29 protein-coding genes and 3 pseudogenes are annotated in these 25,871 nt (G+C 62.7%); 22 read left to right on the top strand and 10 right to left on the bottom strand.

Annotated features, from left to right (window positions below; translation table 11 throughout):
• The first annotated feature begins 16 nt into the window (after nt 1–16).
• The 7 genes from ccmC to ccmI are packed head-to-tail and all read left to right on the top strand — an operon-like array spanning nt 17 to nt 5,400.
• The gene (gene ccmC, locus LPA37_RS15415; RefSeq protein ID WP_228979164.1) at nt 17–769 is read left to right on the top strand and encodes a heme ABC transporter permease CcmC; all 753 of its coding nucleotides are present in this window, start codon (nt 17–19) and stop codon (nt 767–769) included.
• Nucleotides 766–966, top strand: a complete 201-nt coding sequence (ccmD, locus tag LPA37_RS15410) for a heme exporter protein CcmD (RefSeq protein ID WP_228979162.1) — start codon at nt 766–768, stop codon at nt 964–966. The genes ccmC and ccmD overlap by 4 nt, the downstream gene beginning before the upstream one ends.
• A complete protein-coding gene (gene ccmE, locus LPA37_RS15405) occupies nt 963–1,430 on the top strand; it encodes a cytochrome c maturation protein CcmE (RefSeq protein WP_228979161.1) in 468 nt (155 codons plus the stop codon). Before ccmD ends, ccmE begins: the two co-directional genes overlap by 4 nt.
• Nucleotides 1,427–3,499, top strand: a complete 2,073-nt coding sequence (locus tag LPA37_RS15400; protein WP_229013020.1) for a heme lyase CcmF/NrfE family subunit — start codon at nt 1,427–1,429, stop codon at nt 3,497–3,499. The genes ccmE and LPA37_RS15400 overlap by 4 nt, the downstream gene beginning before the upstream one ends.
• The gene (locus tag LPA37_RS15395) at nt 3,496–4,035 is read left to right on the top strand and encodes a DsbE family thiol:disulfide interchange protein (RefSeq protein WP_229013019.1); all 540 of its coding nucleotides are present in this window, start codon (nt 3,496–3,498) and stop codon (nt 4,033–4,035) included. The genes LPA37_RS15400 and LPA37_RS15395 overlap by 4 nt, the downstream gene beginning before the upstream one ends.
• Nucleotides 4,028–4,528, top strand: a complete 501-nt coding sequence (locus LPA37_RS15390; RefSeq protein ID WP_229013018.1) for a cytochrome c-type biogenesis protein — start codon at nt 4,028–4,030, stop codon at nt 4,526–4,528. Before LPA37_RS15395 ends, LPA37_RS15390 begins: the two co-directional genes overlap by 8 nt.
• Nucleotides 4,525–5,400 carry a c-type cytochrome biogenesis protein CcmI gene (ccmI, locus tag LPA37_RS15385; protein ID WP_229013017.1) on the top strand — a complete coding sequence of 292 codons (876 nt, stop codon included), beginning with the start codon at nt 4,525–4,527 and terminating at the stop codon, nt 5,398–5,400. Before LPA37_RS15390 ends, ccmI begins: the two co-directional genes overlap by 4 nt.
• Before the next feature lie 42 nt (nt 5,401–5,442).
• Here ccmI and LPA37_RS15380 read toward each other — a convergent pair whose 3' ends face one another.
• Entirely contained in the window at nt 5,443–5,787 is a 345-nt protein-coding gene (locus LPA37_RS15380; RefSeq protein ID WP_229013016.1) for a hypothetical protein, read from the bottom strand.
• On the opposite strand from LPA37_RS15380, the gene LPA37_RS27825 reads away from it, so the two are divergent.
• The gene (locus LPA37_RS27825; RefSeq protein WP_324251742.1) at nt 5,786–6,079 is read left to right on the top strand and encodes a glutathione S-transferase N-terminal domain-containing protein; all 294 of its coding nucleotides are present in this window, start codon (nt 5,786–5,788) and stop codon (nt 6,077–6,079) included. The genes LPA37_RS15380 and LPA37_RS27825 overlap by 2 nt on opposite strands.
• On the opposite strand, the gene LPA37_RS15375 is transcribed toward LPA37_RS27825, so the two are convergent.
• Together LPA37_RS15375 and aspT are read right to left on the bottom strand one after the other, a co-directional pair.
• Nucleotides 5,979–7,358 carry a glutamate decarboxylase gene (locus tag LPA37_RS15375; protein WP_229013015.1) on the bottom strand — a complete coding sequence of 460 codons (1,380 nt, stop codon included), beginning with the start codon at nt 7,356–7,358 and terminating at the stop codon, nt 5,979–5,981. The two genes, LPA37_RS27825 and LPA37_RS15375, sit on opposite strands and share 101 nt — an antisense overlap.
• Nucleotides 7,359–7,397: 39 nt before the next feature.
• Nucleotides 7,398–9,089 (bottom strand): aspartate-alanine antiporter, encoded by a 1,692-nt coding sequence (gene aspT, locus LPA37_RS15370; RefSeq protein ID WP_228979145.1) that lies wholly within the window; start codon nt 9,087–9,089, stop codon nt 7,398–7,400.
• Nucleotides 9,090–9,610: 521 nt separating this feature from the next.
• On the opposite strand from aspT, the gene LPA37_RS15365 reads away from it, so the two are divergent.
• From LPA37_RS15365 to LPA37_RS15350, 5 genes and pseudogenes are all read left to right on the top strand, one after another.
• Complete coding sequence (locus tag LPA37_RS15365) at nt 9,611–9,859, top strand: hypothetical protein (RefSeq protein ID WP_229013014.1); 249 nt, start codon at nt 9,611–9,613, stop codon at nt 9,857–9,859.
• 28 nt (nt 9,860–9,887) lie between these two features.
• On the top strand, nt 9,888–10,715 hold the full coding sequence (gene ppk2, locus LPA37_RS15360) for a polyphosphate kinase 2 (protein WP_229013013.1): 828 nt from the start codon (nt 9,888–9,890) through the stop codon (nt 10,713–10,715).
• A 91-nt stretch (nt 10,716–10,806) separates the two neighbouring features.
• A pseudogene (locus LPA37_RS27920) lies at nt 10,807–11,427 on the top strand (SulP family inorganic anion transporter); the annotation flags it as partial.
• Nucleotides 11,428–11,476: 49 nt separating this feature from the next.
• Complete coding sequence (locus LPA37_RS27815) at nt 11,477–11,821, top strand: sodium-independent anion transporter (protein WP_407672535.1); 345 nt, start codon at nt 11,477–11,479, stop codon at nt 11,819–11,821.
• A gap of 89 nt (nt 11,822–11,910) precedes the next feature.
• Entirely contained in the window at nt 11,911–12,189 is a 279-nt protein-coding gene (locus tag LPA37_RS15350) for an RNA recognition motif domain-containing protein (RefSeq protein ID WP_407672532.1), read from the top strand.
• 36 nt (nt 12,190–12,225) lie between these two features.
• Here LPA37_RS15350 and LPA37_RS15345 read toward each other — a convergent pair whose 3' ends face one another.
• Entirely contained in the window at nt 12,226–12,378 is a 153-nt protein-coding gene (locus tag LPA37_RS15345; RefSeq protein WP_228979139.1) for a hypothetical protein, read from the bottom strand.
• 352 nt (nt 12,379–12,730) lie between these two features.
• On the opposite strand from LPA37_RS15345, the gene LPA37_RS15340 reads away from it, so the two are divergent.
• On the top strand, nt 12,731–13,264 hold the full coding sequence (locus tag LPA37_RS15340) for an RrF2 family transcriptional regulator (RefSeq protein WP_228979132.1): 534 nt from the start codon (nt 12,731–12,733) through the stop codon (nt 13,262–13,264).
• 109 nt (nt 13,265–13,373) lie between these two features.
• On the opposite strand, the gene LPA37_RS15335 is transcribed toward LPA37_RS15340, so the two are convergent.
• The 3 genes and pseudogenes from LPA37_RS15335 to LPA37_RS15325 all read right to left on the bottom strand — a co-directional run bounded on the left by LPA37_RS15335 (nt 13,374) and on the right by LPA37_RS15325 (nt 15,335).
• Nucleotides 13,374–13,859, bottom strand: coding sequence for a DUF3331 domain-containing protein (locus LPA37_RS15335; RefSeq protein WP_228979131.1), 486 nt, complete (start codon nt 13,857–13,859; stop codon nt 13,374–13,376).
• 219 nt (nt 13,860–14,078) lie between these two features.
• Nucleotides 14,079–14,453: a cupin domain-containing protein gene (locus LPA37_RS15330; RefSeq protein WP_407672534.1), complete on the bottom strand. Its 375-nt coding sequence runs from the start codon at nt 14,451–14,453 to the stop codon at nt 14,079–14,081.
• 235 nt (nt 14,454–14,688) lie between these two features.
• Nucleotides 14,689–15,335, bottom strand: a pseudogene (locus tag LPA37_RS15325) (FMN-dependent NADH-azoreductase).
• A 491-nt stretch (nt 15,336–15,826) separates the two neighbouring features.
• Here LPA37_RS15325 and LPA37_RS15320 point away from each other — a divergent pair.
• The 3 genes from LPA37_RS15320 to LPA37_RS15310 all read left to right on the top strand — a co-directional run bounded on the left by LPA37_RS15320 (nt 15,827) and on the right by LPA37_RS15310 (nt 18,720).
• A complete protein-coding gene (locus tag LPA37_RS15320; protein ID WP_228979126.1) occupies nt 15,827–17,077 on the top strand; it encodes a YbfB/YjiJ family MFS transporter in 1,251 nt (416 codons plus the stop codon).
• 238 nt (nt 17,078–17,315) lie between these two features.
• Nucleotides 17,316–17,744: a cupin domain-containing protein gene (locus LPA37_RS15315; RefSeq protein ID WP_228979123.1), complete on the top strand. Its 429-nt coding sequence runs from the start codon at nt 17,316–17,318 to the stop codon at nt 17,742–17,744.
• Nucleotides 17,745–17,931: 187 nt separating this feature from the next.
• Nucleotides 17,932–18,720: an SDR family NAD(P)-dependent oxidoreductase gene (locus tag LPA37_RS15310; protein ID WP_228979121.1), complete on the top strand. Its 789-nt coding sequence runs from the start codon at nt 17,932–17,934 to the stop codon at nt 18,718–18,720.
• A gap of 204 nt (nt 18,721–18,924) precedes the next feature.
• Here the strand turns inward: LPA37_RS15310 and LPA37_RS15305 are convergent, their stop codons facing one another.
• Entirely contained in the window at nt 18,925–19,344 is a 420-nt protein-coding gene (locus tag LPA37_RS15305; RefSeq protein ID WP_228979120.1) for a winged helix-turn-helix transcriptional regulator, read from the bottom strand.
• Between the two features lie 451 nt (nt 19,345–19,795).
• Between LPA37_RS15305 and LPA37_RS15300 the strand changes: the two genes are divergently transcribed.
• Entirely contained in the window at nt 19,796–20,668 is an 873-nt protein-coding gene (locus LPA37_RS15300) for an NmrA family NAD(P)-binding protein (RefSeq protein ID WP_228979119.1), read from the top strand.
• 37 nt (nt 20,669–20,705) lie between these two features.
• Nucleotides 20,706–21,119, top strand: coding sequence for a DoxX family protein (locus LPA37_RS15295; RefSeq protein ID WP_229013011.1), 414 nt, complete (start codon nt 20,706–20,708; stop codon nt 21,117–21,119).
• Nucleotides 21,120–21,210: 91 nt separating this feature from the next.
• Here the strand turns inward: LPA37_RS15295 and LPA37_RS27980 are convergent.
• Nucleotides 21,211–21,659: pseudogene (locus LPA37_RS27980) on the bottom strand (IS30 family transposase); the annotation flags it as partial.
• Between the two features lie 44 nt (nt 21,660–21,703).
• On the opposite strand from LPA37_RS27980, the gene LPA37_RS15285 reads away from it, so the two are divergent.
• Nucleotides 21,704–22,654 carry a recombination-associated protein RdgC gene (locus tag LPA37_RS15285; RefSeq protein ID WP_229013009.1) on the top strand — a complete coding sequence of 317 codons (951 nt, stop codon included), beginning with the start codon at nt 21,704–21,706 and terminating at the stop codon, nt 22,652–22,654.
• A 112-nt stretch (nt 22,655–22,766) separates the two neighbouring features.
• On the opposite strand, the gene LPA37_RS15280 is transcribed toward LPA37_RS15285, so the two are convergent.
• Nucleotides 22,767–23,189: a cupin domain-containing protein gene (locus LPA37_RS15280; protein ID WP_228979116.1), complete on the bottom strand. Its 423-nt coding sequence runs from the start codon at nt 23,187–23,189 to the stop codon at nt 22,767–22,769.
• Between the two features lie 259 nt (nt 23,190–23,448).
• Here LPA37_RS15280 and ahpC point away from each other — a divergent pair, with 259 nt between their 5' ends.
• Together ahpC and ahpF are read left to right on the top strand one after the other, a co-directional pair.
• On the top strand, nt 23,449–24,012 hold the full coding sequence (gene ahpC, locus LPA37_RS15275) for an alkyl hydroperoxide reductase subunit C (RefSeq protein WP_090533782.1): 564 nt from the start codon (nt 23,449–23,451) through the stop codon (nt 24,010–24,012).
• Nucleotides 24,013–24,162: 150 nt separating this feature from the next.
• The gene (ahpF, locus tag LPA37_RS15270; protein ID WP_229013029.1) at nt 24,163–25,758 is read left to right on the top strand and encodes an alkyl hydroperoxide reductase subunit F; all 1,596 of its coding nucleotides are present in this window, start codon (nt 24,163–24,165) and stop codon (nt 25,756–25,758) included.
• The last annotated feature ends 113 nt before the right edge of the window (nt 25,759–25,871 follow it).

Genomic DNA, 25,871 nt, shown 5'->3' with positions numbered 1-25,871 from the left:
GAAAGAAGGGAGGCACATGAGCAGGCACGGCACACGCGTCAACTGGTTTCGCTATGCGTCGCCGAAAACGTTCCATGCGCTGGCGGGCCGGCTGATCGCGGGCTTCGCACTGTCGGCGCTGGTGCTGGCCGCACTCGGGCTTTACATCGGCCTCGTGGTCGCGCCCACCGATGCCGTGCAGGGCGACGTCTACCGCATCATGTTCGTTCACGTGCCGGCGGCGTGGATGTCGATGCTGATCTACGTCGTCATGGCGGGCTACGCCGCGCTGGGGCTGATCTTCAACGCACGCCTCCCGGCGATGATGGCGCGCGCGCTCGCGCCCACGGGTGCGCTCTTCACGTTCATTGCGCTCTGGACCGGCGCGCTCTGGGGCCGACCGACATGGGGCGCATGGTGGGTCTGGGATGCGCGGCTTACGTCGGAACTGATTCTGCTCTTTCTGTATCTCGGCTTCATCACGCTCAACGCCGCCATCGACGATCCGCTGCGCGCCGATCGCGCCTCCGCGGTGCTGGCACTCGTGGGTGTCGTGAACATTCCGGTCATCTATTTTTCCGTGCAATGGTGGTACACGCTGCATCAGGGGGCGTCGCTCAGCTTTGGCAGCGGCGTCTCCATGGCGCCGTCGATGGTGTGGGGGATCGTCGTGATGACGCTGGCCTTCTGGTGCTACGCCATCGGGATCGTGCTCGCGCGTGTGCGCGTGATCATTCGGGCACGCGCGGGCGGACCCGTGTCGAATCATGCGGGAGGCTTCGCACAATGAACGGATCGGCAGGTCTCGCTCATGCGCCCTTCATATGGGCCGCGTTTGGCGTCGCATTCGTTTTGCTCGCGTTCGAAGTGGCGCTCGTGTGGCTCGCGAGCCGCAGGGTGGCGCGTGAGCCCGGGCGCCCACGCGTGCAGGAACCCGCGTCGCTGCGCCTGGTATCGCGCAGCACGCTCGCGGACCGGGATTCATGAAGCCGCGCGCGCGCCGCCTTCTGTGGGTCACGGGCGGACTGGCCGCGCTCGGCGCGGTGTCGGCGCTGACACTCAATGCGTTCCGCTCGAACGTCATGTTCTTCGTGACCCCGACGCAGGTGATCGAAGGCCGGGTCGCGAGCGGCACGCGGCTGCGTGTCGGCGGACTGGTCGAGAAGGGCTCGCTCACGCGTGATGCGCAAGGTCTGAACGTGCGCTTTCTCGTCACCGATACGGCCCGCGATATCCCTGTCACCTACCATGGCGTGCTGCCCGATCTCTTTCGTGAGGGCAAGGGCGTCGTCGCGCAAGGCACGCTAATGCCGGACGGTACTTTCGTCGCGGATCAGGTGCTCGCCAAACATGACGAGAACTACATGCCGCCCGATGCCGCCGACGCGGTCAACAAGGCGCGCGCGACCATGCGGGTCGCTGACCATCCACCGAAGGAGACGGGGCGATGATTCCCGAAGTCGGCCAGTTCGCGCTGATCGTCGCGTTCCTCCTCGCCGCCGTGAACGGCGTGCTGCCGGTCGTCGGCGCGGCGCGCGGCATCGACGGATGGATGCGCGTTGCGTGGCCCGTGGCGCGCGCGCAGTTCGTGCTGGTCGCCATCGCGTTCGGCTGCCTTGCGGCGTCGTTCATCAACAACGATTTCTCGGTCGTCTACGTCGCGAGCAACTCGAACTCCATGCTGCCGCTGATCTACCGGTTCACCGCGGTCTGGGGCGGGCATGAAGGGTCGCTGCTGCTCTGGATCTTGCTCCTGACGCTCTGGATGGCCGCTGTTTCGATCTTCAGCAGGCAGTTGCCGATGGCGATGGTCGCGCGCGTGCTGGGCGTGATGAGCTGGATCGCCGCGGGCTTCCTGCTCTTCCTGCTGTTCACGTCGAATCCATTCCTGCGGCTCCTTCCGCCCGCGATGGACGGACGCGACCTGAACGCGCTGTTGCAGGACCCCGGCATGGTGTCGCATCCGCCGATCCTCTACATGGGCTACGTCGGCTTTGCCGTCGCCTTCGCGTTTGCCATTGCGGCGCTGCTCTCGGGCGAGCTGAACGCCGCGTGGGCGCGCTGGTCGCGTCCGTGGACGACGGCCGCGTGGATCTTTCTCACGCTCGGCATCATGCTCGGCAGCGGCTGGGCGTATTACGAGCTCGGCTGGGGCGGCTGGTGGTTCTGGGATCCGGTGGAAAACGCATCGTTCATGCCGTGGCTCGCGGGCACGGCGCTGATCCATTCGCTCGCCGTCACGGAAAAGCGCGGGTGCTTCCGCAGCTGGACCGTGCTGCTCGCGATCTGCACGTTTTCGCTGAGTCTTCTGGGCACTTTTCTTGTGCGCTCGGGTGTGATCACGTCTGTTCATTCGTTCGCCTCCGATCCCGCACGGGGCGTTTTCATCCTCGTGTTTCTTTCGATCGTGACGGGCGGCGCGCTGCTGCTGTTCGCCTGGCGTGCGCCGAAGGTCGGGCTCGGTGCGGGCTTCGAGGCGGTGTCGCGCGAGACGCTCCTGCTGTCGAACAACGTCCTGCTCATGGTGGCCGCGGCCTCGGTGCTGATCGGCACGCTCTATCCGCTATGCCTCGACGTGCTTGGGCTCGGCAAGATATCGGTGGGTGCCCCGTATTTCGACACGGTCTTCGTGCCGCTAATGACGCCCGCCGTGTTCCTGATGGGCGTCGGACCGATCGCGCGATGGAAGGCGGCGCGCCTGCCCGAACTGGCGGTGCGACTGCGCTGGGCTGCGGCGGCGAGCGTCGTGACGGCGCTCGGTCTGCCGTGGCTCGTCGGTGGATTCAGACCGCTCGTCGGTCTCGGCGTTCTGCTTGCCGCCTGGAGCGTGAGCGCGTCGGCCGTTGCGTTGTGGGAGCGCATCGAGAAACAGCAGGGCCCGTTCGGGGCGCGCTTTGTGCGTTTGCCGCGCGCTTTTTACGGCATGCTGGTCGCGCACGCAGGAATCGGCGTGTTCATCATCGGCGTGACGTTCGTGAAGGGATACGAGACCGAGCGCGACGTTCGCCTGGAACCTGGGCAGTCGGTGACCGAGGGCGGCTATACGTTTCGTTTTGACGGCACGCGCGAGCTCGACGGGCCGAACTATCACGCAGCACGCGCGAGTATCGCGGTAAGCCGCGGCGAGCGCCCGATCGCAATGATGTATCCGGAGAAGCGGTTTTTCATCGTCCAGCAGACGCCGATGACTGAAGCCGCGATCGACCGCGGCATGTTTCGCGATCTGTACGTTGCGCTCGGCGAGCAGGTAGGCGGGCGCGGAAGCGCCGGCCCGAACCGCGACGCATGGACGATGCGCATCCACATCAAACCGTTCGTGAGCTGGATCTGGGCGGGCTGTCTATTGATGGCGCTGGGTGGGGCGCTCGCCGCGAGCGACCGGCGCTACCGGCTGGCGCCGCGCTGGCGTCGCGCGACAGAGCCTTCGCATGGCGTGGCGCATGATGCGGATCGTCTCGCGCCCGGCATCGTCGTGCGCGAGACCACCGTCGCACAACAGGCGGGAGAGGTGGACAGATGAAACGCTTTCTCGCGCCTCTGATCGTGTTCGCCGTGCTGAGCGTTTTTCTCGCGGCGGCCCTGTCGCACGACCCGCGCCGGTTGCCTTCGGCATTGATCGGCAAGCCTGCTCCAGCGTTCGACCTGCCGCAACTGCAAACGTCGGGTGCGCGTCTTTCACCGGCAGCGCTGCGCGGACAGGTATGGATCCTCAACGTGTGGGCGTCGTGGTGCGAGTCTTGCCGCGATGAGCACGCGCTGCTTGTCGAATTCGCGCGCCGCAAGGTCGTGCCGATCTACGGCCTCAACTACAAGGACGAACGCGGGGCGGCTCTCGAGTGGATTTCGCGCGCGGGCAATCCTTATGTCGCGTCGTTCGTCGACAGGACAGGGCAGGTGGGTATCGACTACGGCGTGTACGGCGTGCCCGAGACCTTCGTGATCGACAGGCACGGCGTGATTCGCTACCGGCATGCGGGGCCGCTCAGCGAGGTGTCGCTCGATTCGACGATCCTGCCGCTCGTACGGCAACTGCAAGGCGAGCGTGCCGATGAATAGGATCGATCACTCGCGCGGATGGCTCGTTGTCGCGGTGCTGTGCGTCGCCCTGGCGGGCCGGGCTGCACCGGCGGCCCCAGTTCCAGTCGATGCAGGCGCCGGTGTGCATGACAACGCCGCTCGTATTCGCGAACTGGAAGAGGGCTTTCGCTGCGTCGTGTGCCAGAACCAGACTCTGGCCGACTCCAACGCCGAGCTTGCCGGCGATCTGCGCGGCAAGATCGTCGAGCAGGTCGAGCGCGGCGCAACCGATGCGCAGGTGCGCGACTACATGGTCCAGCGTTACGGCGACTTCGTGTTGTACAAGCCGCCGGTCAAGCCGCTTACGTGGCTTCTCTGGTTCGGGCCGTTCGCGCTCCTCGGGCTTGGCGCTTTCGCGCTTGTGCGCATCGTCGCACGCCGTCGGGCCATGCGCGCCCGTCCGCTGACCGGCGATGAGCGACGCCGTGTCGACGCGCTGCTTTCCCATCCTTCGGAGGACATCGCGCCATGACCGGGTTCTGGCTGACTGCCGGCTCGATGCTCGCGTTCGCCGTGCTGTGCGTGGCCTGGCCTCTGACGCGCCGTGCCGGCACGCGCGGCGCACGGGACAGCCGCCCGCTTCTCGTCGCGCTGTATCACGACGAACTGGCGCGTGTCGACGCCGAGTTCCGTGCGGGCACGCTTTCGAAGGCGCTGCATGAGGCAACACGAAACGAGATCGAAACACGCCTGCTCGACGACGTGGCATCTGCCGAATCGGCCAGCGCGCCGCAGACCGCCGCGGCGCGCGGTGTCGCAACGCGGGCTGGCACAGCCGCGCTTTTCGTCGCGCTCATTCCTGCCGTCGCGTTTGCGATGTATCTGCATCTCGGCGAGCCCGCCGCGCTGACGCTCGATCGCGCATACGCCGGGCAGCACGGGATCGATTCGGGTCCGCTGGAACTGATGGTGTCGCGTCTCGCGATACGCCTGCGAGAGCAGCCCGGCGACGCCGATGGCTGGGCTATGCTCGCCCGCTCGTATTTCGAGCTCGGTCGCGTGGAGGATGCGACGGCGGCTTACGCAAAAGCGGTTGTGCTCATGCCGGGCGACGCCCAGTTGCGAGCCGACTATGCCGATGCCATTGCGAGCGCGCGCAACGGCAGTCTTGACGGGGAGGCGTCGGCGCAGATCCAGACAGCGCTTGCCATCGATCCGGCCAATCCGAAGGCGCTTGCGCTGGCCGGATCGGCCGCGCAGGATCGCCACGATTACGCAGCCGCGATCGAATATTGGCAAAGGCTCGAAGTGGCGCTCGCGCCGGATTCGCCGGCGGCGCAGCAGGCGCGCATGAATATCGCAGAGATGCAGGCGCTGATCGGGCGTCAGGCGCAAGTGAAGTGACGCGATCACTGGCCGCCGCTTCAGGACGCCTCCGCGCCCCGGTCAGTACTTGATGTCCCGCTTTTCCTGGCGGCCACACTGCTTCGTAAGCTTTTCGATGCCATGGGTTTCAACGGCCGGCCGCGGGTGCCCGAAAAGCAAAAGCAGTCGCTTGAAGCATTCATCGCGATTTTGCGCGAATTCTTTTACATTAATACGCCTGGATGTCACCGTGAATTCCCTGGCCGACTGGATGAGGGCAATATTTGCGCGGGCAACGCTGGCTTGATGCTCATCGAAGTATCCGTACGCGCTGGACGTCTCGCGACCCCCCCCCACGTTGATGTAACCGGGTTTGTCGCCTCTCTGTGATGGAGGCGAGGCGCAATCAAAGAGGAAACACTTCATGACGAATACCAGCCTCGTGACGCTCTACGGCGCGGCCTGGAGCGTATACGTCCGGATCGCGCGTCTTGCCCTGGAGGAAAAAGAGGCCCCTTACGAGCAGGTCGAAGTCGACGTATTCTCTGACACTGGCGAAGCGGGCAACCTGCCCGCCAGGCGCCTCCCGTTTCCCGCCAGCGCCGGTGCCGCGGGTTTCAACACTTCGCCGGTGACGATTTTTCCCCGGCGTGTGCATGCAGCTTCGGCGGTGTCGCGTTGCCGCCGTGTTCTTCCAGGAATCTGCACGCGCCGATGATGTCGCGGCTCAGCATCATCGCGACGTTATGGTTGATGTGCGGACGCACGACCACGCGCAGACTCATGACTTCCTGTGCATCCGGCGGCATCGAATAGGCCGACAACACCCAGCCCTTTTCCCGCACCTTGTTCGAAACATCGAATTCGTTGAACTTCTTGATCTTCGGATCGAGCGTGACGGCCACCACCGGAATGCGCTGCGTCTCGTTCATGATCGTGAAGTAGCCGCTTTTCACGAGTTCATCGCGCAGTGCAACCGCGTTCTTCAGCGTGTGGGTCATGACGCGCTTGTAGCCGTCGAACCCGAGTCGCAGGAACTGGTAGTACTGCACCGCGATGGGCGCCGCGTTGCGGCTGAAATTCAGCGTCGCGGTCGGCATTTCGCCGCCCAGGTAATTCACGTAGAAGATCAGGTCTTCGTTGAACACCTTGCGTTCGCGGAAGACGACCCAGCCAAGGCCCGGCGGCGTCAAGCCGAACTTGTGTCCTGAAGCGTTGATCGACTGCACGCGCGGCAAACGGAAGTCCCATTTGTAATCCGGATAGAGGAACGGATTCACGAAGCCACCCGACGCGCCGTCGATATGCATCGGAATCGAAATACCCGTCTTCTTTTCGTAGGCGTCGAGCCAGTCGTGGATTTCCTGGATGTCGTCGTCTTCGCCGGTGAACGTCTGGCCCGCAATCGCAACGACGGCGATCGTGTTCTCGTCGACATACTTGTCCAGATGCTCCGCCGTCAGCCGGTAATTGCCGGGTTTGAGCGGCACGATGCGCGGTTCCACGTCGAAATAGCGCAGAAACTTCTTCCACACGATCTGCACGTTGCCGCCCGTCACCATGTTCGGACGGGTCGCGTCCTTGCCGGCCTTTTCGCGCGCCTGGCGCCAGTTCCACTTGTGCGCGAGACCTGCCAGCATGCACGCTTCCGATGAACCGACTGTAGCTGTTCCATACGGTTCTACGCCCTTCGGGCCGTTCCACAACTGATGCAGCCATCGCACCATGCGCGTTTCCATCGCGAAGGTTTGCGGATACATGTCGTGGTCGATGTAGTTCTTGTACATGTTGCGGCCGGCTGTCGCGACGGCTTCGGGCTCCGCATACGTCGTCACGAACGACGACATGTTCAGCATCGGATTGGTGTCGGTCCATTCGTCGCTCGACACGAGCGCTTCGGCGGCGCGCGCCGAGATGCCGGACTTCGGAAATTCGTCTTCAGGTATGTCGTAGTTGAATTCATCGTACGGCGTGACTTTTTCGGCGGGTGTGGCCATGGCTCATCTCTCCAGTGCACGAATCGATTGATGCGGCGCTCAGGTCAGCAGCATGACGATGACCATCCCCCAGATCGTCAACAACGTATTGCCGACCGCGTAGGTGACCGTGTAGCCGAGGCCTGGCACCTGGCTTTTCGCGGCATCGCAGATCATGCCGAGCGCGGCGGTGGTCGTTCTCGAACCCGCGCAGATGCCGAGCAGGAGTGCCGGATGAAACTTGAAGATGTACTTCGCGATGAACATGCCGATGATCAGCGGCACGGCGGTCGCGAAGATGCCCCACAGAAACAGGCTGATGCCCAGTTGCTGGAGACCTTTCACGAACCCGGGACCGGCGGTAATGCCGACCACCGCGATGAACACGTTCAAGCCGACGGAGTTCATGAACCAGATCGTCGGATCCGGAATGCGTCCGAAGGTCGGGTGGATCGCGCGGTACCAGCCGAAGACGATGCCGGCAATCAGCACGCCGCCTGCCGTCGACAGCGTGACCGGCACGGCGCCGAACTTGATGACGATTGCGCCGATCAGCGCGCCGGCCGTGATCGCGAGGCCCGTGAACGCGATGTCCGCGGAGTTCGTCGGGCGGTCCAGCACGCCGAGCGCTTTCGCGGCCGCCGTGGTGTCCTGCGTGCGCCCGACGAGCGTCACCGTGTCGCCGCGATGCAGTTTCGTGCCGGGAAGCACGGGAATCTGCGTTTCCGTCGCGCCACGCCTGATCTTGCGCAGAAAGACCCCGCGGGCGGCAGGGAGGCGCCCAAGTTCCGCCAGCGTTTTGCCTTCCACGTCCTTTGACGTGACGTACACGTCGACGCCTTCCGCCGGCACCGCCAGCAGCTCGGGGTCGTCCACTTCGGCGCCACGTGGCCCGAGCACCTGCACGAGCTGCTCCCGGCGTCCGACGATCGCGACCACGTCGCCGGCCTGCAACACGTCGTCGATCTTCGCGTCCTGCACGACGCCGCCGTGCCGGATACGGTCGATGTAAAGCCGCGTGCCTTCGGGCGAATGCGCTTCCGCCTGGCCGACCGTCATGCCGACGGCCGTGCCGCCCTCCGCGATACGGTACGCGCGCAACTCGTACTGGTGCCACGCCTGACCCGTGCCGCCCATCTCCTTCTCGCCGCCGAACTGCGCCTCGTATTCCTTGCACGCGGCTTCGAGATCGATGCCGAGGAGCTTCGGACCGAGCATCGCGAGTATCAGTGCCGAGCCGATCGTGCCGAATATGTAGGTGACCGCATATGCAGTTGGCATTGCGTCCAGCAGTTCCTTCGTCTGGTCGGGAGGCAGGCCGAGGCGGTTGATCGCGTCGGTGGCAAGACCCATCGATGCCGAGATGGTCTGCGAGCCGGCGAGGAGCCCCGCGGCCGAGCCGACCGTATAGCCCGCGAGCTTTGCGGCGACATAGGGCACCGCCAGACACAGCACGCATTGAACGACCGAGAAGATGGCCTGCGGCAGCCCGTCCCTGGCGATACCGCGAACGAACTGCGGCCCGACGCCGTAACCGACGGCGAACAGGAACATCAGGAAGAACACCGATTTGACGTTAGGCGAGACCGTAATGCCCAGCTGTCCAATCGCGATGGCGGCGAGCAGTGTCGCCGTGACAGCGCCGAGGCTAAACCCGCGATAACTCTTGCCCCCGACCCAATATCCGATGCCCAGTGAAAGAAAAATGGCGATTTCCGGATAACTGCGCAATGTTGCGGTGAACCAGGACATACGCACTCCTTATCTGCACTGAGCGATTTAAGGGGAATATTAAAAGCGCGTTACGGTTCTGGCGAAAGCATCCAGTCACTGCCGGCGCGACGGCCGGCCGAGACAAAATCGCTGCAAACGGAATAAGCGATTTTCGCTATCAGTCTAGGATATACAACGCAAAAAGCCATTGCTTTTGGAATGTCCGTTACATAATGTGGTGTAGTGCGCGAATTTTCGGGCGGCGATCTCTTTTAATTACCATTTCCTTATAGGCGCCGTCGATTGCGCAGCCGGTATCCTTCCGGATTCATTTGACGGGTTGATTCATCAAGCAGGAATCGCATCGATTGATGCGCCATGCGTCACGTTTTCGCATATTCTGGAAAAGACATGGTCCGGCAGCCGCAGTCGCGGACGCAGCCCGAATCACGCTGCATCGCGCCATGCGAGGGCGTCTAACAGGCTGACGGTATGACGGGCGGGTGGTGCGCCACGGGCAATCCAGGTTGTTGCCTTTGCAGTTCCGGTAGGGGCGGCGCATGTCGGCCGCTCAACGATGGGCGTCGACCCATCTCCAGACCCTGCGCTTTCTTTCGCTTGTATTCGGCGGCCTGCCGTGGCGGCTCGTGTGGCTGTGGGCGTTCACCCGGCCGCCTGGTTGCCGGGTGGCGTACGGGACTGGCAAGCACAACGATCTCTTCATCGAAGCGGGAGAAAAGGCGAGGTGGGGAGCGCTGCCGGCGACGGGCGCGGAATCTGGCGCGCCTGTGCCGAAACAGCAAGCGTGAGCGGTGCTTTCCCTGGGAGCAGAACACGATGGCTGAACACAGGAAAAAGACCGGTAAAGAGACCGCCAGTCCAGCTGCGCAGGATCGTCTTTCGAACAAGACGTATGAAAAGGAACTGGCGCGTCTTCATGTCGAACTGGTGAAGCTTCAGGAATCGGTCGTACGCTCCGGCAGCAAGGTATGCGTTCTCTTCGAAGGACGGGATGGCGCGGGCAAAGGTGGCACCATCAAGGCGATTACGGAGCGTGTGAGTCCTCGCGTGTTTCGTGTCGTCGCGCTGCCGACGCCCACGGACCGCGAGAAAACCCAGATGTACGTACAGCGCTATCTGCCGCATCTGCCGGCAGCCGGCGAAGTCGTGCTGTTCGACCGTAGCTGGTACAACCGGGCGGGCGTCGAACGGGTCATGAGCTTTTGCACCGAAGAGCAGGTGCACGCATTTCTCAAGGCGGTGCCGCTGGTGGAGCGGGCGATCATCGAATCCGGCATCATCCTGCTGAAGTACTGGCTCGAAGTCAGCGAGGAAGAGCAGACGCGCAGGCTCGAAGCGCGCATTCACGACGCACGCAAAACCTGGAAGCTGTCGCGGATGGATCTCGATTCGTACAGCCGCTGGTACGACTATTCACGCGCCCGTGACGACATGTTCAAGGCAACCGACACGGATCTCGCACCCTGGTTCGTCGCACGCTCGAACAACAAGAAGCGTGTGCGGCTGAACATCATCAGTCATCTGCTCAGCCAGATTCCGTACGAGACGCTGCCGCGCGAGAGAGTCATGTTGCCGAAGCGGCAGAAAGCAGCGGGTTACGTCGAACCGGATTACCCGTACCGGTTCGTTCCCGAGGCGTTCTGAACGTCGACCGCCGGGGTGGATCCGTCGATCTGGATTCGTGACCGGGGCTCATGGCAGCGCGGGACATCTTCATCGCTTGCGACTCGAAACCATGTCTGACGACACATCACATCCCGTTGCGGGTGCCGGGCGCGGTCCGGTTCCCGAATGGATTCGTCATTACCGGAAATCGTGGATCAGGCCCGACGCCGTCGCGGGACTGACCGCGGCGGCGGTCGTCATTCCGAAAGCGCTTGCGTATGCCACGGTAGCCGGCTTGCCGGTGCAGGTCGGTCTCTACACGGCGTTCCTGCCGATGGTGATTTACGCGTTTACCGGCACATCGCGTCCGCTTGGCGTCAGCACGACCACGACACTTGCCATTCTGGTAGCGGCCGCGCTCGGGCGCGCCGCGCCGGACGGCAGTCCCGCGGAACTGATGATCGCCACCGCGACGCTGACGTTGATGGTGGGCGTGATCCTGGTGCTCGCATCCGTGTTGCGACTGGGCTTTCTCGCGAATTTCATTTCCGGGCCGGTGCTGACCGGATTCAAGGCCGGGATCGCGATCGTCATCGTGGTCGACCAGATTCCAAAGCTGCTCGGCATTCACTTTCCCAAGGGCCCATTCGTTCACAACGTGCTGGAAATCGTCCAGGGTCTGCCGCATGCGTCGATCGTGACGATCGTCACAGGTGTCGTGACGTTGTGCGCGCTGCTGCGATTCGAACGTGTTCCGTCCCGCTTCCGCGGATCACGCGGACGACGAATCGTTTCCGCGCATGTTGCTGTTGCGGCCGGAAGGGCGCATCTTCTTTGCCAACGCAGACAACGTCGCGCAGAAGATTCGGGAGAAGATCGCCGCGACAAAGCCTCAGATCGTCGTGCTCGATCTGGGCGGTGTATTCGACATCGAATACACCGCGCTCAAGATGCTGAACGATGCCGGGAAGAAAATGCGCGACGCGGGCATTGCACTCTGGGTGGCGGGTCTCAACCCCGGCGTGCTCGCCATGATGCAGCGCTCGCCGCTCGGCGCGGCGTCAGGCCGCGAGCGCATGTTCTACAACCTCGAACAGGTGGTGGTGCGATACCGCGAAACCATCCGGCACGACTCCGTCCGGTAACCGTCGCGCTGGACGTAGCACGGTTTGCGTGGCGCGCACGGTCCTTGCAATGTATCGACGGCGTTCGATCATCGCAGTGTCGATGAAACGTGGTCTGGCAACTGGAGAAGATGATGGCTGACCTCCTGATAGGCAACATCGAAGATGGCACGACCGATGACGAGATCAGTGAATTTCTGAGCCGCTATGGTTTTCCACCGTTCGACAAGATCGAGCATGTGCCCGGCGCGGGACCGCGCCCTGCGGTGTTGCTGACGTTCAACGATCTCGACACGGAGGCGCTGCGCATATTGCAGCCGCGCATACAGAACGTATTCTGGAAGGACCGCACGATCAACGCGATGATCATGAGAGAGCACGGGTACTGACCACCTCGCGCGACCGGGCGATGGGGAAACCGGGTCTTACCCGCCCAGCGCGAACGCCGTCTGCGTGAAGAAGATAAATGGGCCGACGACGGGAAACGTCGCAAGCACCACCAGCACGAGCACACCCAATGCAGCGTAAAGATCGCGCGAGTCGAGACGTGCGGAGGGACGCGCGCGATACGCGGACACCGGTACATTGCCTCTGGCGCAACAGGTTCTGTGTTTTCAGCGATGAGCGACGGGAGCGCGCCGGCGATCAACCGGTGCGCTTCGCGGTGAATGTGAGCGCCATGAGCACGCCGGATACGATTTCCGACACGCGGTCTACCGGGTCGAGCACACGATCCTGCGTGGATGGCTGGTCTGCCAGCATGTCGGGTATCGCTCAGACAGCGCGACGAACCCAGGCGCCTTTGAAGAAAATCTGCCGTGAAAACAGTACCCATCGGCCTGCGCACTCAGGGCAGATGCCGGCCCTCACGTTGATAAACACCACAAAACCGCGTACTCTTAACTCCGATACGATATGTCGGAGTGGAGTATGTCTCACATCAGCACGGGCGTCGAATACGGCCTGCATTGCCTGATTTATCTAACGGAGCCGGCGCCTGGCGTTCCTGAAGCGAGCGTTCGCGATCTGGCCGAACTGCAGGGCGTGCCGGCCGATTACGTCGCGAAACTTTTCACGAAGCTGCACAAGGCGGGTCTCGTGGTCGCGACTGAAGGCGCGAAGGGCGGCTTCGCGCTTGCACGTCCGGCGGGGAAGATTTCGGTGCTCGACGTCGTCATTGCAATCGATGGTGACAAGCCGCTGTTTGACTGCCGCGAAATACGCGGCCGTTGTGCGGTATTCGAAGACGCGCCGCCGGCATGGGCCACCAATGGCGTGTGTTCGATTCACGCGGTGATGCAAAGTGCAGAGCGGCATATGCGCGAAACGCTCGCGAGCCATACGCTCAAGGATCTCGCGATGCGTACGGCGGCGAAAGCGCCACGCAGCTATGGCACCCACGTCGTGCGATGGCTCGATGACCGGGTGGCGAACCGTCGGCGCGATCGCGGCACCGCGGAGTAGGCGAAACGGGCGCGTGACATACGCGCCCATGGCGTGAACGAGGCGGGTTCACTCGACATCATGAAAAGCCGGCATCAGGTGCGTATGCAAGCGCGTGGCGGCGCGATCTTCACGCCAGCGCGCCCGCCTGTTCGTCTGCGGATTCGTGTTCTGCGTCGGGCGAACAGGCCGGTATGGCCGCGGCGAGAATCATGCGGTCGCGATTTGCCGGACAGTGAATGTCGCACGAGCGAGGCCGGAACACCGCGTCGCCGTACCGGATCGGGCGCCCCGTCAGCACGCAGAACGAAGCGTGTCGCGCGAGACCGATGCGCCAGATCTGGTCGCCGTAATAGCCGGATGTGGGGTCGCTCCAGCAGACACTCAACGTTTTCGACGAAGGCTGGTCGAGGATCGTCACATGCGCGCGCAGCGCCTCGGGCGGCAATCCTTCGTCAGGCTGATTCCTGTTGCCGGACAGGAGGCGCTTTGTCAGTCGAAACTTCTTTTTCCTCGCTGCCCGCACCTTCGCGGTACGTTCGCTTTCCTCATGCGCCGGTGCCGAAAGCCACGCGAGTGTCCACTCAAAAAAATCGGGTTCGAGAATACGCGTCATGTTTCACCTTCGTTGGATAACTGGCGAAGCTGGACCGATGTCGTGTCAGGAGCCGCATCTTTCCGTGCTTTCATTTTTGTTGCTGCGAGGGCCTGAAACAAGTTAAGCGTTGTTAACGCTCGCCGTTAAGCCGGATTTCGCCCCGTTGAATGCGGGATATATCAGGGGCCGCTGTCGTCGCGCAGGCGCTAGCCCCTGTTTGCACGCAGCGTCAAGCGCCTAATGCTTGTCCCATGTGACGAGATTCCTGTCACTGTCGTCGGCGACGAAGATGGCGAGCAGCTTCGCGGGCTCTGTCGAGCTCGCGTTCTCGCTGATCGTGTGATGCACGCCCGGCACTTCGGTCCAGCTCTCACCCGCGTGATACACGCGCGTTTCACCGTCGTTCAACTGGCTGCGGATCGCGCCCGACAACACGTAGCCGACGACGAACGCCTGACCGTGGCGATGCGGCGGCGATTTCTGCCCGGGTTTGTAATCGACGACGATGGCGGTCATCGTCTTGCCCGGCACGTTCGCGATCGCGGTCCGGAAGGCCGGGGTGATGTTGTCGCGTACATCGTCGGTGCCGTGCGCGTGAACGAGCGGAGGCATCGCCGAGGTGGCAAGCGCGACAACGGTGGAAGCGAGGATCATCTTCAAGGTGCTCATGCTGTTTCTCCAGTCAGAAAAAAGGTGCAACGGTCGAGGCGAAATCGGGTCGATGTCCACCGCTGCGTGTTGGTCAAATGCAAATGCAAACGAATCTGGATCGGCTGGCCGGCATGAACCACGCACAGGTCCGCGGTTTCGCGTGATGCGCGCAGGTCACGGGTTAGAGGCCTATCGCTCAGGCCGCTACGGCTTCGTGAATCGCCCACTGCACGGCAATGTTCGAGAGTTCGGATCTCGCGCGAGCCAGCGCGGCCGTACGGGCTTCCTGGTCGGAGAACTGCAGCGGTTGCGCGTCGACGAAGGTAGGCCCGGCCACGCCGATAAAACCGAAGGCGGCCTTGAGCGCGGGTGTCAACGCATCCATTGAGGAGAACATGCCGCCCGGACGCAGATCCGCGCCGCGCGTGGTGATGAAAAGCGTCTTCTGGCGATTGAACTGACCGGCGATGCGGCCATCCGGTTGCGCGAGATAGGTGAGGCCAGGGCGCGTCACGCTGTCGACGAACGCCTTGAAGACCGACGGCATCGACCAGTTGTACATCGGCATCGCGAACACAAACGCGTCGGCTTCGAAGAGGCGCTTGCACAGCGCGTCGGAAGCGGCGAGCGTGGCCTTCATTTCATCCGTGCGCTCTTCGGCGGGGCGGTACGTGGCGATCGCGAACGCTTCGTCGACGTGACGCGGCGTATCGACCGTCAGATCCAGATAGTCCACTTCGACATCGACGCCCTGCGCACGTAGTTCATCGATGAAATGTCGGGCGAGCGCCCGTGAGTTCGACCATCGCGTTTCGCGCTCGAATCGACATGCATCACCTTCATTTCTGCTCTCCATATCAAATGTGTGGCTCCGCAGATCGAACGAGGTCATCCGGTGAGCCTGAAGCGGCGGGATCGATACACGTACCTCCTGCCGACGCAGTCAGGAACACGTGTCTGAAGAATCGTTTTAACTACGACTCAATGTATCGTAGTTGAAGAATAAACACTTTCGTGCGGCGTTGCAAGGGAGGGGTCGTCGCGGGTCGGGTCCGCGGGAAGCGTTCAGAAAGAGGGCAACGAAACATCGGAAAACGCGCAATGCCTTATACGACGGGCGATGCGTGTCGCCGATGGACACGCTGGACATGCGTGCATCGCATCACTTGCATGTTTTCGTGAACACAGTGTTGGCGCACACAATCATTGACATCAATGTCAACGACTACTACGATGCAAACATTGTCATTCATGTCAAAAATGACGGCGAAGCGACATTCCGTCCTTTAGGCACGCCTGCACGTCGTGCAGTTCTTTTGCGGAGCACCCGATTCATGTCGAGTCCAGCACTTCTCGAAACGCCATCGGCGGCGAGTAACGCCGCGGTCTGGCGGCATATTTTTGCTGGCCTGAGCGCCAGTCTCATCAGCATCGGCCTTGCGCGGTTCGCTTACACGCCGCTGATCCCTTCGCTGATCCAGGCGCACTGGTTTTCAGCATCCGATGTCGTCTACCTTGGCGCGGCGAACCTGGCCGGCTATCTGATCGGCGCGCTCATCGGTCGTCCATTGGGGAGCCGCGTGTCGAACGTCCATACGTTGCGCGGCATGAAGGTGCTGGTCACGCTGGCCTTTCTGGCCTGCGCGTTTCCGGTTTCGGTCGGCTGGTTCTTTGCATGGCGTCTGCTGTCCGGGGTCGCGGGTGGGGCGATCATGGTGCTGGTCGCGGCGACTGTGTTGCCGCACGTGCCGGGCGATCGCAAGGGCCTCGCGAGTGGTGCGGTGTTTCTCGGGCTTGGGCTTGGCATCGCGGCGTCGGGCACGATCGTGCCGTTGCTGCTGAAATTCGGTCTGCGCGAAGCGTGGATCGGTCTCGCGGTGCTGTCCGCCGTGCTGACCGCCGCAAGCTGGACCGGCTGGCCGACGCAGGACGCGCCCGCAGCAAAGCCAGCCGGAATCGACGCGTCGGGCGCGGCGCCTGTCACGTCCGGTGTGGAGATCAACGCGCTGTACGTCGAATACGCATTGATGGCGATTGGGCTCGTGCCGACGATGGTGTTTCTCGTCGACTTCATTGCACGCGGACTCGGCGCGGGCGCGCACCTCGGGTCGCTGTTCTGGATACTGTACGGCGTCGGCGCGATTTTCGGGCCGCCGGTGTACGGCGTTTTCGCGGACCGTTTCGGTTCACGTTTCGCGCTGCGTGTGCTCGTGCTGGTGCAGGCGATCGCGGTGGCATGGCTCGCGGTTTCGAGCAATCACGTTGTGATTGGTCTGTTGACAGTGGTGATCGGCACGTTTCCGCCCGGCATCGTTCCGCTCATGCTGGCCCGTGTGCATGAAGCCGCGCCGGGCAACGCCGCGAAGCAGAACGTGATCTGGAGCCGCGTCACGACCGCGTTCGCCGCGTTTCAGGCGCTGGCGGGCTACAGCTATTCGGCGATCTTCAACGGTAGCGGTGGAAACCATCGCCTGCTGTTCGTCATCGGCGCGGCTGCGCTTGTGATCACGCTGGGTGTCGATTTCATCGCGCCGCTCGTTTCGCGCCAGTCGCGCGATCAGGGCGCACAGGCGGGCGCGCGGTAATAGCGGACGGTGACGCAGCGGAGTATTGGCAGTGCCGTCGCCGCCCGCACAGGGCACCCGCTCGCGGCTGTGAAGGAGTCACGAACAGACCGTGTTGCAAGCTGCGTCTTTCAGGCCCCTGCGTTGAAAGCATTCGGGGCCGGTGCTAACCTGCGGTTCCCCTGATGAACGCATCGGTCCGGCAGGCAGGTCTTCGACGTTTTCGCCTGATATGTCGCGCCGTCAAAGGAAACCCGCCATGAGCATCCGAACCTCCGTTCGTATCGCAGCATTGCTGTCCCTGGCGACGCTCGCGGCAGTTCCCGCTGCGTTCGCCGCAGATGAAGCACCGCACGAAACCATCACCCCCGCGTTCGCGTATGCATTGCCGAACGTGCCTGGCAAGACGATCACCGCGCTCGTCGTCGATTACGCGCCCGGCGGCAAATCGGTGCCGCACCGTCACGGCCAGGCATTCGTGGTCGGCTATGTGCTGGCGGGCGCCATTCGCAGCCAGGTGAACAACGGCGAATCCAGGGTGTATCACGCGGGCGAGACGTGGACCGAAGCCCCGGGCGTGCATCACACGATCAGCGAAAACGCGAGCGATACCGAGCCTGCAAAGCTGCTCGCCATTTTCATCGCCGACACGAAAGAGAAAAACCTCGTCAATTTCGACAAAAAATGAAACATCGATAACGAAGGGCACACCGGGCATCTACAACGTGGCGGAAACCGACGGTACCGTCACGAGCGAAAAAGCCGCGACAGCGCTAGGATGGGACCCTGCCTGGCGCGTCGCGCGCCAGATCCGGACTTAGTTTGCGCATGGCACCGTGCGGGCGCGCCGGCATTTTTCTGGAGGAATCGTTTCGATGGATCTGCATCTCAAGGACAAACTCGCGCTCGTTACCGGCTCGACCAAAGGTATCGGGTTTGCAATCGCCACCGGTCTCGCACGCGAAGGCGCGCGCGTGATCGTCAATGGACGTTCGCGGGAATCGGTGGACGAAGCGCTGGCAAAGCTGCGCGCGCAGGTTCCCGACGCGCGTGTCGAAGGCTTCGCCGGCAATCTCGCCGACCCGAAGCAGATTGCCGCGCTCGTCGAAAAGCATCCGGCCGTCGATGTGCTGGTGAACAACCTGGGCATCTTCGATCCGAAGCCGTTCGAGGAAATTCCTGACGAAGACTGGCAGCATTTTTTCGACACCAACGTGATGTCGGGCGTACGGCTCTCGCGGGCGTATCTGTCGAAGATGAAGCAGAAGAACTGGGGGCGCATTGTCTTTATCAGCAGCGAGAGCGGCATCCAGATTCCGGTCGAGATGATTCACTACGGCGTGACGAAGACCGCCCAGCTCGGGCTGTCGCGCGGCATTGCGGAGAGCTGCGCGGGCACCGGCGTCACGGTCAATGCGGTGCTGCCGGGACCGACGAAGTCCGATGGCGTCGCTGAATTTGCAACGAAGCTCGCTGCGGGTAAATCGTTCGAGGAGTTCGAGAAGGGCTTCTTCGAAACCGGGCGCCCGAGTTCGCTGCTCAAGCGCTTCTCTACGCCGGAAGAAGTCGCGAACATGGTGGTGTATGTGTGCTCGGAAGCGTCCGCTGCGACGAATGGGGCGGCGTTGCGCGTGGATGGCGGTGTCGTGAGATCGGCGTTCTAGGCGGTTTGTTTCGACAGTTGTTCGCGCCAGGCGCGGTCACGAGGCGGGCGTTCGAAGGAGCGCCCGTTTTTTTATCAGGCTGAAGCGGACAACGCGGGGCTCCCTCAAGAAACGGATTTTTTTACTTTCCACGCCATCTGCAAAGCCTGGACATATGAACTGCCCGCTTCAGGCTTTCGCCACCACCTCACATCGGACCAACATCTAGCGCGGGACATCACCGGATGCGCCGTCAAAGCGGACGCGCGCGGCATGGATGTCGGAATAACGACGATCGGCCCAATCGATAAGGGCCGCCATCGGGTCCAGCAGGGATTGGCCTAGCGGGGCCAGACGATATTCGACGGTCGGCGGCCTGGTGGGAAAAACATGGCGGGTGATGAGTCCGTCGCGCTCCAGATCGCGGAGTGTCTGGGTAAGCATGCGCCTGGAAATGTCCGGGATCGCTCGGTGAAGCTCGCTGAAGCGCTGCGATCGCGTCGCGAGCTCCATGATCATGAGCATGCTCCATTTGTCGCCGATGCGGTCGAGCACGTCACGAACCGCGCAATGTGCGGGCTGGGCGTCGCCTGATTGACGTTGATATCGGCTGAATCTCTCGATCGCATTCTGTGCGGTGCTCATTCAGGTTCCCTTTAACTCTTCTGGTAACAAAAAACTGCCTCCTTCCGGAGCGAGGCATAGGTCTCTATGATAGACCTGCCCTCAAACATAGACTATTCCTCAAGGAGCTCAGATGTCAGGCCCTGTTCCCGTCCGCCTTCCATACCCAGGCTCCGGCGGACATCCGGGCCGCCGTGTGGTGGAGTTGCGAATGGAAGCCGGAGATTCCGATATCACCGCATCCAGCCGCAGCCCGCCGCAACCCGCGGAAATTGAGCCGCTTCGCCGCGAAGCTCAAAGCAGATTTCAACGATCCAGCCCCGCTCGCCGTGGCCTTTGCCGGAGTCGAGCGCCTGCTGATCATCTCCATCGATGGGTTGGGCGACACATTCTTTCCAGCAACAGCGTATCAGGATGAATCTCCAGATCGCGAGTTGGCGTTTAAAGGCAATACAGATTTCAGGAGAAACACATGTTTTTGGTCATGGGAATTACAGGACGCGCAGGCGGCGCAACGGCCCGACATCTGCTGGCGCAAGGCAAAAATGTACGCGCGCTGGTCCGCAATCGCGAGAAGGCGACAAATTGGGCGGATCAAGGTGTGGAACTGGTCGATGGCGACTGGAATGATGCGGCGGCCGTCGAGCGGGCGCTCGAAGGGGTCGAAGGTGCATTTGTCATGCTGCCGGCTGTCTGGGCACCCTCGCCTGATTTCAGGGAAGCAAAGAGCGTGATCGCGAACTTTGTCGAGGCGCTGACCAGGGCAGCGCCGCCGCGGGTGGTTGTGCTTTCGTCGATGGGTGCGAACAGAACCAGCGGGCTGGGGATGATCACGGCGCTGTCGCTTCTGGAGCAAGGATTTCGCCACCTCACATTGCCGGTCGCCTGTGTGCGAGCCGGCGGGTTTTTCGAAAACTTCCTTTACGGCCTGCACGTCGCCCAGGGCGGCACGCTACCCGTCTACTACAACCCGACGAGCCGGAAATCGACCATGGTCGCGACCGACGATATCGGCGCCGAGGTGGCGACACTGCTGACCGGGCCGGCGTGGTCCGGGCATCGCGTTGTCGAGCTTGGCTCGATGGTCAGCGCGGATGAAGTCGCGGCCCAACTGGGCGAAGTCATGCAACGCGACGTCAAGGCCTTTGCCATCCCGCGGGCCGGCTGGCCGGCAGCGTTCGAACAGCTCGGCATCCCGAAGGGCCAGACTGGACCGGCCGAAGCGATGTTCGATGCCGTCAACGCGGGCTGGATGGACCTCGGCGTCGAGGGTACGGAGCATGTCGCGGGCACGACGTCCCCTCGCGATGTCTTTGCGGCGGCCCACAAGGCCGCTACGGCATGAACCGCGGCATTCACACCAGGAAAGATCGAGGTCTAACATGAAAGGTTTTGTTTTGGGTGCATCAGACAAGGAAGGAAGAATGTCCCGGATTTCCTGGCGCCAGGTATTACCGTTGGCTCTTGCCGCTTTTTTCGTCGTGGGATCGCTCAGCAACATCGTCGCCCCGCGATCCATCATTGAGGAATATCTGAAGTGGGGATATCCGCACTGGTTCCATTTCGTGACCGGTTCGCTGGAACTCATGACCGCCGTTCTGCTGGCGCGGGCAAGGACGCGGCTGTGGGGTTCGGCGCTCGGCTGCACCGTGATGCTGGCTGCGCTCGCGACCGTCACACTTCACGGCGAATACGGACATGGGGTGGCGCCACTTGTCGTGGCGACACTATCGATTGTTGTCGGCTGGATCACCTGGCGCCAACGGCTCGCTGCCGGGTCCCTGGCACAGGCCTGACTTTAAGCGGCCCTCAAGAATTTGAAAGCCTGCCGGAAATGCTATGACCAATCAGTTGCCGGTTTCAAATCCCGGTTGCAACAGGGTTGAGTTATTGAATTGAGCCTGGCGGTCGATGGGTCAATGCGAGTATTCGAGCAAAGACTTCGGGAGGGGAATGGAACGCGTGAGTGGCGCGTGGCCGGGCGTCGAGGTTGTCGGCAAGGGCATCGAGATCGTCCTGGGTGAAGGTGCTCAGGTCGGTGCCCTTGGGCAGGTACCTGCGCAGCAGGCGGTTGGTGTTCTCGCAGGTGCCGCGCTGCCAGGGACTGCGGGAGTCACGGAAGTAGACCGCCACGCCGGTTCTGACGGTGAAATCCTTGTGACGGGTCAACTCCTTGCCCTGATCGCAGGTCAGGCTGTGACGCAGCGGTGCGGCGATCGAAATGAGCTGGCCGGGAAGCCCGCCAGCGCCGGGGCGGCCGTGGCGTAGCCTTGGCGTACGAAAACTCCCTTTCTTGAGCGCACTTCAACACGTACGGTGACATCCGCGCGTGAACCGCGCGCGCTCGTATAGAATCTTGCCCTTTGCCGGGCGCATCCACATGTGGTTCAAGAATCTTCAGCTTCACCGTCTTTCGTCGCCGTGGTCCATCACTGCTGAGCAACTCGAGGACGCCCTCGCGGCGCACGCGTTCCAGCCCGGCAGCAGTGTCGAGATGCAGCGCCACGGCTGGGCGCCGTCGCGTAGCAGCGACAATGGCGAGAGCGGCGCGCTCGTCTACTCGAATCATCGTCAGATGCTGCTCACGTTCCGCTCGGAAAAGAAGCTGCTGCCGGCGTCGGTGGTGAACCAGGTCACGAAGGCGCGCGCGCTCGAGATCGAGGAACAGCAGGGCTACAAGCCTGGCCGCAAGCAGATGAAGGAGATCAAGGAGCAGGTCACCGACGAGTTGCTGCCGCGCGCGTTCAGCATCCGTCGCGACACGCGCGTGTGGATCGATACGGCCAGCGGCTGGCTCGTCATCGACGCCGCCGCGCAGGCACTCGCCGACGATGTGCGCAGCCTGCTCGTCAAATCCATCGACGGGTTGCCGCTCGCAAGCGTGCGTGTCGCGCTGTCGCCGGTTGCGGCGATGACCGACTGGCTGCTTTCAGGCGATGCGCCCGGCGGCTTTACCGTCGACCAGGATGCCGAACTGCGCTCGGCAGGCGAGGGCAACGCGACCGTGCGCTACGTTGGCCACGCGCTCGAAGCCGACGACATGCGTCGCCACATCGAGGCAGGCAAGCAGTGCATGCGTCTCGCGATGACCTGGAACGACCGCATTTCGTTCGTGATGACGCCTTCGCTCGTGATCAAGCGCGTCACGCCGCTCGACGTCGTGAAGGAAGCGTCGGATCCGACCGCGCAGAACGACGACGAACGTTTCGACTCGGACTTCGCGCTGATGACGGGCGAACTCGCGCAGATGTTCGCGGACCTCACCGACGCGCTGGGCGGCGAACACGGCGAACACAGCGAAGCCGCGATGCCGCAGGCGGCCGCGGCCTGAGCGGCAGCGACCGGGAAGCGGAGCCGGATAAGCGGAGATAACCCGGACGTGGCCGCAGCACGCGAACCCGCTTCAGGAATCGACACCTTCATCCCGGCAAACGAGGCCGCCTTCAGCCGTCGACGGACGGATCGTACGGCACGATCTGCTCGGTTTCGTCCGCGAGCGTGCGCGCGACGATCGCTCTCGCGGGCGTCGTCTCGCTCAGATTGAACGGCTGATGCGGCACGCCCGGTGGAATAAACAGAAAATCGCCGGCCCCGGTGATCACCGATTCGCGCAGCCCGGCGCCGTAGCGCGTCTCCACACTACCTTCCAGCACATAGATTCCCGTCTCGTAGCCGCGATGCGAATGCGGTTCCGCATGGCCGCCGGGCGGCACGACGATGAGATACATCGACAGTTCGCGCGTGCCGGCCGACTGTGCCGACAACCCCACGAAGTACGGAAGCCGCTGCTGCGTGGCAATTTCCCGGTCGGGCCTGATCTTGACGACGGACTGTGACGTAGCCGTGCGCTGAATGGCGTCGCTCATGTGCGCTCCTGCTGGAATTGGCGTGCGCGGCGCGTTTCAGGGCTGTCTCACGCCCGACGGCCGGCCAGAGCGTACCAGACCCGATCCGGGAAAAGCCCGGCGGATGCACGTTCCGGCCAGAAATTCTACGCCCGCGGCACGTCTGGCCTGATCAATAGCAAATACAAATCACACAGATACAAACAATCAACTTTAACTATGTATCTGCTCCAGGCACAATGGCATCACTTTCTCCACCACGCAAACAAAGGACGCAACGATGCCGATCATCAACAGCCAGGTTAAACCGTTCAAGGCAACCGCCTATCACAAGGGCGAATTCGTTCCGGTCACGGAGGAATCGTTCAAGGGCAAGTGGTCCGTCGTGGTGTTCTACCCGGCCGACTTCACGTTTGTATGCCCGACCGAACTGGGCGATCTGGCCGATCGTTACGCCGAATTCCAGAAGCTCGGCGTCGAGATCTACAGCGTGTCGACCGATACGCACTTCACGCACAAGGCATGGCACGACACGTCGGACACGATCGAAAAGATCAACTATCCGATGATCGCCGATCCGACGCTCGCGATCTCGCGCAACTTCGACGTGCTGATCGAAGAAGAAGGTCTGGCCCTGCGCGGCACGTTCGTGATCAACCCGGAAGGCGAGATCAAGCTGTGCGAAATCCATGACAACGGTATTGGCCGCGACGCCGGCGAACTGCTGCGCAAGGTGCAGGCTGCGCAATACATCGCGGCGCATCCGGGTGAAGTCTGCCCCGCGAAGTGGACGCCGGGTGCGGAAACGCTGACGCCTTCGCTCGACCTGATCGGCAAGATCTAAAACCCACGTCACACCGCAGCGCGCCATATGCGATATGGCGTGTATCTGTGCGGGCCGTTGCGTGTCGATGCACGCAGCGGCCCGGCCATCTTCGCCTCGCTGTCCGCAGCGCCCGCCGCCCGCCATCTTCGTCACGGAATCCGCCAGACCATGCTCGACGCCAATCTCAAGACCCAGTTGAAAACCTACCTCGAAAAGGTCAGCCGGCCGATCGAGATCATCGCTTCGCTCGACGACAGCGCCAGATCGCAGGAACTGATCGCGCTCCTGAACGACATCGCATCGCTGTCGGACCGCGTGTCGGTGACCGAACGTCGCGGCGATACAGAGCGCAAGCCGTCGTTTTCGATCGGTGAGCCGGGCAAGGACACCGGTATCCGTTTCGCGGGCATTCCGATGGGCCATGAGTTCACATCGCTGGTGCTGGCGTTGCTGCAGGTCGGCGGCCATCCGGTGAAGCTCGACGAGCCCGTGATCGAGCAGATCCGGAACCTCGAAGGCAACTATCAGTTTGAAACGTATTTCTCGCTGTCATGCCAGAACTGCCCGGAAGTCGTGCAGGCGCTGAACGTGATGGCGCTGATCAACCCGCGCATCCGTCACGTTGCGATCGACGGCGCGCTGTTCCAGAACGAAGTCGAGGCACGCCAGATCATGGCGGTGCCGACGATGTTCATGAACGGCGAAGTGTTCGGCCAGGGCCGCAGCGGCGTGAAGGAAATCCTCGCGAAGCTCGACAGCGGCGCGGGCGCACGCGCCGCGAAGGAACTGGAGAAGAAGCCGGTATTCGACACCCTGATCGTCGGCGGCGGCCCGGCGGGCGCGGCGGCGGCGATCTACTCGGCGCGTAAAGGCATCATGACGGGCGTCGTCGCGGAACGCTTCGGCGGCCAGGTGCTCGATACGCTCGCGATCGAGAATTTCGTCTCGGTGAAGGAAACGGAAGGACCGCAATTCGCCACCGCGCTCGAGCAGCACGTGAAGAGTTACGAAGTCGACATCATGGACGTACAGCGCGCCGAAGCACTGGTTCCGGGCCGTATTCACGCGGTGCGTCTTGCGAACGGCGCGGTGTTGAAAGCGAGGACGATCGTGCTCGCGACCGGCGCCCGGTGGCGCGAAATCAACGTGCCGGGCGAGCGCGAGTATCGCAATCACGGCGTGGCCTACTGTCCGCATTGTGACGGCCCGCTCTTCAAGGGCAAGCGCGTCGCGGTGATCGGCGGTGGCAATTCGGGCGTCGAAGCGGCGATCGATCTGGCCGGCATCGTGCGCGAAGTCACGCTGATCGAATTCGGCACGCAGCTGCGTGCCGACGAAGTGCTGCAACGCAAGCTGCGCAGCCTCGCGAACGTGACGATCGTGACGCACGCACAAACGACGGAAATCACGGGCGACGGCAAGAAGGTCAATGGCCTCGTCTACAACGACCTGCGCTCGGGCGAACCGAAGCGCGTCGAACTCGAAGGCGTGTTCGTGCAGATCGGCCTCGTGCCGAATACCGAATGGCTGAAGGGCACGGTCGAGCTGTCGAAGCACGGCGAGATCGTGGTGGACGCGAAGGGCGCGACGTCGGTGCCGGGCGTATTCGCCGCCGGCGACGTGACGACCGTGCCGTTCAAGCAGATCGTGATCGCGGTCGGCGAGGGGGCGAAAGCGTCGCTCGGCGCGTTCGACTATCTGATCCGGAATTCGGTCGGAGAGGATGCAACGGTGGACGACGAGGAGGCCGCGCTCGCCGGATGATGCTTGCGTAGCACGCATGTTGAGCGCGGCGGCGGCCCACGTCGTCGCGTTCTGGCGGGTATTCATGCAGACTCAAGAACGCAACTAACGGCCTGATCTGTCCACTCACCGCC

Origin of the sequence: Paraburkholderia gardini, from assembly GCF_907164545.1 — a bacterium.
Taxonomy (GTDB): Bacteria; Pseudomonadota; Gammaproteobacteria; order Burkholderiales; family Burkholderiaceae; genus Paraburkholderia; species Paraburkholderia gardini.
This window is presented reverse-complemented; position numbering and strand designations above follow the sequence as displayed.

Bases quoted from the DNA above. Each gene is read 5' to 3' on its own strand.
- ccmC (WP_228979164.1), top strand. From the start codon at position 17: ATGAGCAGGCACGGCACACGCGTCAACTGGTTTCGCTATGCGTCGCCG.
- ccmD (WP_228979162.1), top strand. From the start codon at position 766: ATGAACGGATCGGCAGGTCTCGCTCATGCGCCCTTCATATGGGCCGCG.
- ccmE (WP_228979161.1), top strand. From the start codon at position 963: ATGAAGCCGCGCGCGCGCCGCCTTCTGTGGGTCACGGGCGGACTGGCC.
- LPA37_RS15400 (WP_229013020.1), top strand. From the start codon at position 1,427: ATGATTCCCGAAGTCGGCCAGTTCGCGCTGATCGTCGCGTTCCTCCTC.
- LPA37_RS15395 (WP_229013019.1), top strand. From the start codon at position 3,496: ATGAAACGCTTTCTCGCGCCTCTGATCGTGTTCGCCGTGCTGAGCGTT.
- LPA37_RS15390 (WP_229013018.1), top strand. From the start codon at position 4,028: ATGAATAGGATCGATCACTCGCGCGGATGGCTCGTTGTCGCGGTGCTG.
- ccmI (WP_229013017.1), top strand. From the start codon at position 4,525: ATGACCGGGTTCTGGCTGACTGCCGGCTCGATGCTCGCGTTCGCCGTG.
- LPA37_RS27825 (WP_324251742.1), top strand. From the start codon at position 5,786: ATGACGAATACCAGCCTCGTGACGCTCTACGGCGCGGCCTGGAGCGTA.
- LPA37_RS15380 (WP_229013016.1), bottom strand. From the start codon at position 5,787: ATGAAGTGTTTCCTCTTTGATTGCGCCTCGCCTCCATCACAGAGAGGC.
- LPA37_RS15375 (WP_229013015.1), bottom strand. From the start codon at position 7,358: ATGGCCACACCCGCCGAAAAAGTCACGCCGTACGATGAATTCAACTAC.
- aspT (WP_228979145.1), bottom strand. From the start codon at position 9,089: ATGTCCTGGTTCACCGCAACATTGCGCAGTTATCCGGAAATCGCCATT.
- LPA37_RS15365 (WP_229013014.1), top strand. From the start codon at position 9,611: ATGTCGGCCGCTCAACGATGGGCGTCGACCCATCTCCAGACCCTGCGC.
- ppk2 (WP_229013013.1), top strand. From the start codon at position 9,888: ATGGCTGAACACAGGAAAAAGACCGGTAAAGAGACCGCCAGTCCAGCT.
- LPA37_RS27815 (WP_407672535.1), top strand. From the start codon at position 11,477: ATGTTGCTGTTGCGGCCGGAAGGGCGCATCTTCTTTGCCAACGCAGAC.
- LPA37_RS15340 (WP_228979132.1), top strand. From the start codon at position 12,731: ATGTCTCACATCAGCACGGGCGTCGAATACGGCCTGCATTGCCTGATT.
- LPA37_RS15335 (WP_228979131.1), bottom strand. From the start codon at position 13,859: ATGACGCGTATTCTCGAACCCGATTTTTTTGAGTGGACACTCGCGTGG.
- LPA37_RS15330 (WP_407672534.1), bottom strand. From the start codon at position 14,453: ATGCCTCCGCTCGTTCACGCGCACGGCACCGACGATGTACGCGACAAC.
- LPA37_RS15320 (WP_228979126.1), top strand. From the start codon at position 15,827: ATGTCGAGTCCAGCACTTCTCGAAACGCCATCGGCGGCGAGTAACGCC.
- LPA37_RS15315 (WP_228979123.1), top strand. From the start codon at position 17,316: ATGAGCATCCGAACCTCCGTTCGTATCGCAGCATTGCTGTCCCTGGCG.
- LPA37_RS15310 (WP_228979121.1), top strand. From the start codon at position 17,932: ATGGATCTGCATCTCAAGGACAAACTCGCGCTCGTTACCGGCTCGACC.
- LPA37_RS15305 (WP_228979120.1), bottom strand. From the start codon at position 19,344: ATGAGCACCGCACAGAATGCGATCGAGAGATTCAGCCGATATCAACGT.
- LPA37_RS15300 (WP_228979119.1), top strand. From the start codon at position 19,796: ATGTTTTTGGTCATGGGAATTACAGGACGCGCAGGCGGCGCAACGGCC.
- LPA37_RS15295 (WP_229013011.1), top strand. From the start codon at position 20,706: ATGAAAGGTTTTGTTTTGGGTGCATCAGACAAGGAAGGAAGAATGTCC.
- LPA37_RS15285 (WP_229013009.1), top strand. From the start codon at position 21,704: ATGTGGTTCAAGAATCTTCAGCTTCACCGTCTTTCGTCGCCGTGGTCC.
- LPA37_RS15280 (WP_228979116.1), bottom strand. From the start codon at position 23,189: ATGAGCGACGCCATTCAGCGCACGGCTACGTCACAGTCCGTCGTCAAG.
- ahpC (WP_090533782.1), top strand. From the start codon at position 23,449: ATGCCGATCATCAACAGCCAGGTTAAACCGTTCAAGGCAACCGCCTAT.
- ahpF (WP_229013029.1), top strand. From the start codon at position 24,163: ATGCTCGACGCCAATCTCAAGACCCAGTTGAAAACCTACCTCGAAAAG.